We start from the raw sequence: 7,337 nt of genomic DNA, 5'->3' as shown, positions 1-7,337 counted from the left end.
GCACGGATTCATCAGGAAACCGGTGGGAAGTTGTCCGTCGATCTGTGCGACGAAACCGGCCGGATTTGCCTGCGAATACGGGGGCTGGTTACACGGGAGGCAAAACCGGATACAGCGTCGATCGAAGCAACTGCAGAGGAGCATGCCGCAACCACAGGCAATCTGTTGCTGAAACCCGTATGGGAGGTCATCCCGCAAACAACGGAAGAAAAGTTCCCGCTGCCGGGACAAAACATCGTGCTGGCAGGGGGAACGGAGGCGGAGAGAGAAGCCGTTGCCCGACAATATCCCGGGGTACGGGTGCTGGAGATTGACGATGGGGACTCAATCGAGGTCATTTCCGGGAAAATCCGGCAACTGGGCCACGTTGACCATTTGATCTGGATCGCACCGGATGGTTCCGTCCGGTCGATGACGGAAGAAAGGTTGATTGAGGCACAAGAGCAGATGGTGATCAAGCTGTTCCGGTTGACCAAAGCATTTCTCCATCTGGGCTACGGGCAGAAAGAGCTGGGTTGGACGCTGATTACCACACAGGCGCAGCAGATTCATCCCGATGAAAAGATACAGCCCGCACAGTCTGCCCTCCATGGGTTTGCCGGGTCGCTGGCCAAGGAATATCCGCATTGGCCGATCCGCCTCATCGATCTGGAAAAGACGGAGGACATCCGCTGGGCTTTTGCCCGAATCCGCCATCTGCAAGGGGAAGTGCTCGCATGTCGCGGCGGAGAATGGTACCGCCAGCAGTTGCTTCAGGTGAAAGATGTACAAAAACAGCAAGTTCCCTACAGAACCGGCGGAGTTTATGTCGTGATCGGAGGAGCCGGCGGAATCGGCGAGGTTTGGAGTGAATATCTGATCCGCAATTACCGCGCGAAGATCGTTTGGATTGGCAGACGGGAAAAGAATCGGGAGATTGCGGACAAGATCGACCGTCTTTCTGCATATGGACCGGCTCCCCTATACATTTCCGCCGACGCCACCGACAGGCGGGCCCTGGAACGGGCTCATCGCGAAATCAGGGAAAAGGTCGGACCGGTTCGCGGTGTGGTCCATTCAGCCATTGTGTTGCTCGATCAATCCATTGAGCACATGGATGAAGTAAGGTTCAGGGCTTCCTTGGAGGCCAAGGTGAATGTGAGTGTGAGGCTGGCTCAGGTGTTCGCATCGGAACCGCTGGATTTTGTCCTTTTCTTCTCTTCGGTTCAATCCTTTGCCAAGGCGGCCGGGCAGAGCAATTATGCAGCCGGAAGCACTTTCGAGGATGCGTTTGCCCTGGCGCTGGCCCGGGAATGGACTTGTCCGGTAAAAGTGATGAACTGGGGGTACTGGGGCAGCGTCGGAGTGGTTGCTGCCAAAGAATATCACCGGCGAATGGCGGAAGCAGGGATCGGGTCGGTCGAAGCACCGGAGGCGATGGAAGCATTGGAGATTCTGCTATCCAACCCCGTCTCGCAGCTCGCTTTCATCAACACGATTCGCCCTTTGACTGAGCAAGAAATGAATCCGTCCCAAAAAATATCCGTCTATCCTGCCACCATCCGCTCTTATCTCGACCTTCTGGTCAAGGAGCGCCCACGAGAGGATCAGCGAATGGATCAGGTGATGGCGGCAATCGCAAACAAAATGGAACAACTGACTTCGTTGCTGATCAAGCTGCTCTGGAGCCAGCTGCAATCGACAGGCTTGTTCCGGGAACAGAGCGGAAACCTGACCCGCCTCAGCGAATCGCTTCACAAAGGGTATGGCCGGTGGCTGGCAGAAACCGCAGCGATCCTGGAGCAGCATCATTATCTGAAGCGGGATGGACAAAATTACACGTTGCTTGAGACGGCACCGGTTGATGCAGAGGCAGTCTGGCGGGAGTGGGATGCCCGGAGACAGGAATGGATCGAGGATGAGAATATCCGTCCCCATTTGAGTTTGGCCGAGGCGGTTCTGCGGGAGCTGCCGGCGATTCTCACCGGGAAAAAAGCAGCGACGGAGATCCTGTTTCCCGATTCTTCCATGGAACGGGTGGAAGGCATCTATAAGCAAAATGCCGTGGCCGATTATTACAATGAGAAGCTCGCCGCAATGGTGGCCGCCTATCTTGAGCAGAGGAAACTTCGGGAACCCGGAGTCCCTGTCAGAATTCTGGAAATCGGAGCAGGGACGGGAGGCGCCAGCTCGGCAGTGCTGAAGAAACTCAAGCCTTTCCGGGAGCAGATTAAGGAATACTGCTACACGGATATTTCCCGGGCGTTTTTATTGTTTGCCGAAAAAGAATTCGGCTCCCGGAACCCCAATCTTACCTGTAAATTGTTCGATGTCACCGAACCGGTTGCCGGACAGGGAATAGAGGCCGGCGGATACGATATCGTCATTGCGAGCAATGTTCTCCACGCCACCCGGGATTTGCGCGAAACTTTGCGGAATGCCAAGGCTGCGTTGAAACGGAACGGCCTCCTTCTGTTAAATGAAACCACCAGCAAAACCTTGCTGAATCACCTGACTTTCGGGTTGCTGGAAGGTTGGTGGCTGTTTGAGGATGAAGCGTTGCGAATCCCGGGGTCTCCCTTGTTAACGGCGGAACAGTGGCAGACCGTCTTGAGATATGAAGGATTTCGCCCGGCCTTGGCTCCGGTTTTCCCAAACGGCCCGCAGCATCTCATCCTTGCAGAAAGCAACGGAGTTGTCCGGCAGCGGGTACGGGAAAATCACCAGTCTTTGCTTCCGGAGACGGAGATAAGTGAAATCATGCCTGCCCCGGTTGCATCGGAAAATGCTGAAACAGATGAGGATGCCGTTCGCTCCGGAATAACGGTTTATTTGAAGAAGATCGTCGGCGGGATTCTGAAGCTTCCGATTGAGCAGATCGACAGCGCCGAACCCTTGGAGCGGTACGGGTTCGACTCCATTTTGGCCACACAGATGACCAATGCCTTGCGCAACGTTTTTGAGCAGATTTCCGGCACATTGTTGTTTGAGTGCCAAACTCTCGACGAAGTGGCCGACTTTTTGCTGAAAACGCAGCCGGAGACAGTGAAAACGCTCGTAGCCGGAAGCGGAGGAGAGAAAAGGGATGGCGCCGCACATGCTCAGGTGAATGCTGCCGGGCGCACCCCCGATCAGACGGATGTAAAAAGAACGCGGCGTTTACGGTTCCCGAGGCGGAAATCGGACCGGAACAGCCGGATGCTGATCGATGTGGCCATTATCGGGGTGGCCGGCCGTTTTCCCAAAGCGAACGATCTGCACGAATACTGGGAACTTCTAAAATCGGGACAAAGCGGCATAACCGAAATTCCGAAGAAACGCTGGGATTGGCGGGAGTATTACGATGCGGAACCGGGGAAACCCGGCCATATCTACAGCAAATGGGGTGGTTTTCTCGACGGGATTGACCAATTCGACCCCTATTTCTTCCGCATTTCCCCGGCAGAGGCCAAGCGGATGGACCCGCAGGAAAGGCTGTTCCTGGAAATTGCCTATCAAAGCATTGCCGATGCAGGCTATACTCCGGAAAATCTCAGTCACAGCCGCAGGGTAGGGGTATTCGTCGGAGTCATGAACGGGCATTATCCACCGGGAGCGAGTTACTGGTCGATCGCCAACCGGGTTTCCTATGCTCTGAATTTTCAGGGGCCCAGCCTGGCCGTGGACAGTGCCTGTTCTTCATCCCTGACGGCGATTCACCTCGCTTTGGAGAGCATTTACAGCGAGGTGAGCGAGTGCGCGATCGCCGGCGGAGTCAATCTGATCGTCCATCCGGATCATTATAGGAAATTGTCGGCGATGATGATGCTCTCTCCCGGGGACAAGTGCCGGCCTTTCGGCAAACAGGCGGACGGGATTGTCGACGGGGAGGGAGTCGGAGCGGTTGTTTTGAAGCCTTTGTCCCAAGCCGAGGCGGATGGGGATCATATTTATGGAGTGATCAAAGGGAGTATGCTTAACGCCGGCGGGAAAACCAACGGCTATACGGTGCCCAATCCCCGGCAACAGGAACAGGTGATTGCGGAAGCGTTGCAGAGGGCCGGGATTGATGCCCGCACGATCAGTTATATTGAGGCACACGGGACGGGAACGGCCCTGGGGGATCCGATTGAAATCAAGGGTCTGACTGCGGCGTTTGAACGGCATACGTCGGACCGCCAGTTCTGCGCCATCGGCTCGGTGAAATCCAATATTGGACACACGGAGAGTGCGGCCGGGATTGCTGGTTTGATCAAAGTGTTGCTCCAGCTGAAACATCGTCAATTGCTTCCTTCCCTGCATGCCGGGGAACCGAATGTCAATATTGATTTCCGGAATACGCCGTTTGTGGTGCAGCAGGAGCTTGGCGAATGGAGACGGCCTGCAATTGAAAGGGACGGAAAGATTCGCGAATACCCGAGACGGGCCGGAATCTCCTCTTTTGGTGCGGGCGGGGCCAACGCCCATTTGGTGGTGGAGGAATATATCCCCAAAAAGCGAAAACGCTCCGGATCGCCCATCACCGATAACCGTCCGGCCCTGATCGTGCTGTCAGCCAAAAGGGAAGAAGCACTGAGGCAACAGGCAAACCGTTTATTGGCTGCGATTGAGAGAGAGCAGTTCACGTCGGGGGAGCTGGCGTGTATCGCCTATACGTTGCAGACCGGGCGGGAAGCGATGGCTGAGCGGCTTGCCTTTACGGCGGCTTCGATCGCCGAACTGAAACATCAATTGCGGACTTTTCTCGGCCGCGCGGATCAGCCGGGAGACGGTTTGCTGCGGGGGCGCGTGAAAGCACGCAGCGAAGGCCCGGCTGTTTCTGCCGAAAGAATCAGGCAATGGATCCGTGCAGGGAAATTCAGGCCATTGCTGGAGGCTTGGGTCAACGGGGCGGACGTGGATTGGAATCAACTCTACGGGACAGACAAACCGTCCCGCATCCCTTTGCCCGCTGATCCGTTTGTCCGGGAAAGTTTCTGGATAACGGAGCATAAGCCCGGTGTACCCGCGCAGGTTCAGGTGCCGTCTGCGCACCTTCATCCACTGCTGCATCAAAATGTATCGGATCTTGACGGTTTGAAGTTCGCGACGAATTTTGACGGCCGGGAATTTTTCCTCCGGGATCATGTTGTCCGGGGCAAGCGGGTGCTTCCGGGGATGGTGTCTCTGGAAATGGCCCTGGCGGCAGCAATGGCGGTGTCAAGCCGTACGGAATCAGGTGAACGGGCAACGGCGCTTCGCCTGAAAAATGTGAGTTGGAATCGTCCGTTGGTGCTGGATGCGCCGACTGTCCGGGTGCACATCGGGCTTTTCCCGGAAAATAACGGGGAGATCACCTATGAAATTTATAAGCAGCCGGAAAACGGAGATGCCGATCCAACCGTGTATTGCCAAGGAAGGATCGTTCCGGCAAAAGCCGGGGATCAAACGCCGCAACTGGATCTGCCGGCCTTGCGGGCTCTGTGCGGGAAACGAATGCTGACACCGGCTGCGTGCTATGCCGCTTTTCAGTCCCTGGGCATTGTTTATGGACCGGGTTATCAGGGATTGGAAGAGATTTATGCAGGGCAGGGGCAAGTGCTGGCGAAAATCAGCCTCCCCGATAGTGTGGCCGATACGGCGGATCAATACCATTTGCATCCGAGTTTGCTCGATGCTGCTGTCCAGTCTTCCCTGGGACTGGTCTCTGCCGAAGACCGCACCGTCTTGTTCCTGCCATTTGCTTTGGATGAACTGGAGATATACGGAAACTGCACTCCGCGAATGTGGGCTCTGGTCCGCCGCAGACCAAAGGAAACAGCAAACGCGAACCTGCAAAAACTGGATATCGATTTTTGCGACGAGCAGGGCTCGCTGCGTCTGCGGATGAAAGGTCTGACCATGAAAGCCGTGCAAAGTACAGAGCGCTTTCAAGGCGCAGATTCCGGGCAAAGCCCCTTGCTGCTTTCCCCTTATTGGAAGGCGGAAAAAGCAGTGGGTCGCCCCGACCTGTCCTCCGCCCATGAGCAGCGACACGTGATCGTGTGCGGGGCCGATGAGAATCTGGCGCAGGAAATGGAACATCGTCTGCCGGGGGTGCATTTCCATTTACCGACTTTACGGGGGGACGGCATTGACGGGAAGTTTGCCGATGTTGCCCTTGAAGTGTTTGCCGTCATTCAGCGCATTCTGAAAGCGAAACCGACCGGGACGGTATCGGTGCAGGTTCTGCTCCTCAACCGGAAGGAATATCCGTTTGCCGGGGCGATTTGCGCCATGTTGCAAACGGCCCGTCTGGAAAACCCCCGTGTGACCGGACAATGCCTGGAACTGGAAGGAAACGGGGGGATTGATAACATTCTTGGCATCCTGGAGGAAAATCGCCTCGAGAATCGGGTTTTGCGAGTTGCCTATCAGGATGGAGAGCGATGTGTTCCTGACTGGAGGGAAGTTCCATACGCCCGTGAGCCGGCAGCCGTTCCCTGGAAGGAAGGCGGGGTTTACTTCATCACCGGGGGAGCAGGAGGCCTTGCTTCCATTTTTGCCCGGGAAATCGCCCGGCACATCAACAGAGGGACACTGATCCTGGCAGGGCGTTCACAGCCGGATGCGGCACGCCATGCAGCCTTCAGGGAGTTGGAGAAAGACGGATTCCGGGTTGTCTACAGGCAGCTTGATGTAACTGACCGGGATAAAGTTGTTCGCTGTCTGGAAGACATCAGGGAAGAGTACGGAGGCCTTGACGGAATCATTCATGCCGCCGGTGTAACCAGTGATCAATTCATCATTCAAAAAACCCCGTCGCAATTTGCCCGGGTGCTTGCCCCCAAGGTGACGGGACTGGTGAATCTGGATGAAGCCAGCCGGGAAGATGATCTCGATTTCTTTGTGATTTTTTCTTCCCTCGCCGGAGTTACAGGGAACATCGGGCAGGCGGATTACGCTGCGGCCAATGCCTTTGCCGATCAATATGCACAGTACCGCCATCATTTGGTCGCCCTCGATCAGCGCAGGGGAAGGACACTTTCCATCAACTGGCCCCTGTGGGAGGACGGCGGGATGCGGATCGAATCAGAGCAGGAAGCCCGCTGGATGCAGGATATCGGCATGTCGGCCCTGAAGTCGGAAGCGGGCATAAAGGCGTTCTATCAAGCGCTTGCTTCCGGCCATCCGCAGGTGCTGGTTCTTCACGGGGATCAAAATAAACTGAAACGTTTTATCGGAGCAGGTAAACAGCAGGCGGATGAGGCAGAAAGACGGGAAAGCCCGCCTGTCAGTTATGAATTCTGCCTGAGCCTGACCGAAAAAATCGCACGGAATGAGTTGTCGGAAGAGCAATTTATGCAACTGCTCCAATCACAACGCAGTCAGATTGAAACTTGGGGTAAGAGGTGAGGCTG

1 protein-coding gene is annotated in these 7,337 nt (G+C 55.8%); it reads left to right on the top strand.

Features of this window, described 5'->3' with window-relative positions; all coding sequences use genetic code 11:
- Positions 1-30 precede the first annotated feature (30 nt).
- Positions 31-7,332, top strand: a complete 7,302-nt coding sequence (locus I8U17_RS15785) for an SDR family NAD(P)-dependent oxidoreductase (RefSeq protein ID WP_232331147.1) — start codon at positions 31-33, stop codon at positions 7,330-7,332.
- Positions 7,333-7,337 lie beyond the last annotated feature (5 nt).

The sequence above is a fragment of the Thermoactinomyces sp. CICC 10521 genome (assembly GCF_016055135.1).
Lineage (GTDB): Bacteria > Bacillota > Bacilli > Thermoactinomycetales > Thermoactinomycetaceae > Thermoactinomyces_A > Thermoactinomyces_A daqus.
The sequence above is the reverse complement of the archived record's forward strand: the minus strand, read 5'-3'. Positions and strand labels throughout refer to the sequence as shown.